This window comes from Cupriavidus sp. GW822-FHT06G04, assembly GCF_058799075.1.
Genome location: NZ_JBXALD010000031.1, coordinates 1 through 2072, shown reverse-complemented (window position 1 = coordinate 2072; position 2072 = coordinate 1). Strand labels below are relative to the sequence as shown.

General features: G+C 59.1%; 1 protein-coding gene. It reads right to left on the bottom strand.

The window, feature by feature from the left end; all coding sequences use genetic code 11:
* Positions 1-20: 20 nt before the first annotated feature.
* Positions 21-1721: a serine hydrolase gene (locus tag AC1RKI_RS30020; RefSeq protein WP_492798419.1), complete on the bottom strand. Its 1701-nt coding sequence runs from the start codon at positions 1719-1721 to the stop codon at positions 21-23.
* Between the last annotated feature and the right edge of the window lie 351 nt (positions 1722-2072).

Here is a 2072-nt window from a genome sequence, read left to right as displayed (position 1 = left end):
AGTAGTTTGTGCCATTGAGCTCAGCCGCTTCGCAAAGCCAGAAACGTTCCGTTTGGCTGGTGGAAGATGATTCCGTCCACGACATTCTCCGAAGTCAACCGGAATTCCACGCGATAACCCGCGAGTTTGCCAAGCTCGAAGGTCCTTCCGTCGAGGGGCATTAACTGATGGATCTGTTGCTTCCCGATTTGCAGTGTCAAGCCACCTGCTGCATCCGGGCTGACCTGGATTTCCTGGGATCCATGCGAATAGGTTCCGGCACAACGCGCGCGAAAGCGTCGGTCCATGACGTCGCCGGCGGGCATGCGACTAAAGACAATATCGGCGACCATTGGCTCTAGCGGAGCGGAAATCTTGTCGATGACGCCTTCGCGGTTGTAGCCAAACATCAAAGGCAGCTCGTCGGGATGAATCTTCGACGGCTCGCGCAGGGTCATGAATACGTCGTAGTGGTGGTGCTGGAGCGGGCCCGACATGCCACGCCATCGCCAAGTTAAGGTGTCTCCTTCGTGCGCGATGATCATGCATCCATACGCGGGGTGGTCGTACGTGCCAGCATACTCGTGCAGGGCGTGGCTGGGCTTCGTTTCGGTACGGTGGCTGGTCCTGCTTACGGCTTTGTCAATGCTCCGCTGTGCAACGATCTTCCGGCGCATTTCGCCGAAACGGCCAAACCAGTCAATCGGCTCTTGGCCGCACAGCCTGTCGAGCGCGGCATAGGTCAACAACTCGGTCACCGGACTTGGAGCCTGATTGGTCAAGACGGCTACGGCAATGCGGCGCTCGGGAAGCATAGTCATCAACGTCCCCCAGCCCACCCACGATCCCGAATGCGAAACCTTTCGCTCACCACGATAGTACTCGGTCGCCAAGCCTAGCCCATAGTGAATCTCGCCGATCTCCCCAAACGCTGAGCGGCCAGCATGCACGCACGGAGCGGACATCTGCCGGACGATATCCGCTGACAGTAGCTGCTTGCCGTTGATCTCCCCGTTGTGCAACAGAAAGCGCATCCACTTGGCGAGATCTGAAACGGCGGCATTCAAACCACCAGCCGGCAGCGCCCGTATTGGCGTCAAACTCGCGCGCTGAATTCGGCCTTCCTCCTCAATGTGGGGGTGCGCATGGTCTTGCGTTTCGGCGAGCGCTTCGATGGACAGACTGAAATTCTGGAAGCCCAATGGCTGCAACAGGCGCTCCGCCAGGAAGTCATCCCAGGGCATGCCTGCGATGCGTTCCGCGATGTGTCCGGCCACGAGGTAGGCCAGATTCTGGTACTGATAGGTGTCGCGAACATCGTGGCTTGGTTCCAGATGCCGGAGGGCAGCCAGAATCTGCGCTGTGGAAAGGTCGCCTGGCGAGTGGATCCAGTCGTGCCGAGGAAGGCCGCTATGGTGGCTAAGCAGGTCGCGCACTGTCACACGTTCGGTTGCCACTGGATCGTACAGCCGGAACTCTGGAAGGTACTCGCGCACGGGCCGCGTCCAATCGAGCTTCCCTTCGTCCACCAGGAGCCCCAACCCCGCCGCCGTGAAGGACTTAGTAATCGAACAAAGCAGGAATTGCGTATCGGTGGTCACCGGCAATCGCGAGTCGACGTCGCGAACGCCATAGCCCTTCATCAGGATCGTCTCCTGATCCTTGATCACGGCCAGCGCAAGGCCCGGCAATTGCCATTCAGCCATTGACGCTTCCACAAGGTCATCGAAGTCTTCCAGCATATGGGGCGCTCCCTCTCTCTGCTCGGAGTAGACGCTAAATGTAGCAAATGTGTTAGATGCGCCGGTAACTTTGAGGTGGGGTGTCGTCGTTTGTTTACAGGAAGAGGCTGCTGGTTGGAGGCAGGCACCCTCAGGGGATCACCTGGTCGGGACTCTCGACAACGTCCCGACACGGTACCACTGACTTGGCTCATCAGGTGGTGACCTGCCATCTTCCGCAGCGGCTGAAGTTCAATACACATCGGCCGGTGCAACACAACTGGGGTTCGGCCGCTTCTGGCCGATCCGGGACATAGCCCCATCAGGCTGGCGGATTGGAGTATCGCATGGTGGCCACGGGCTGCTACCGGC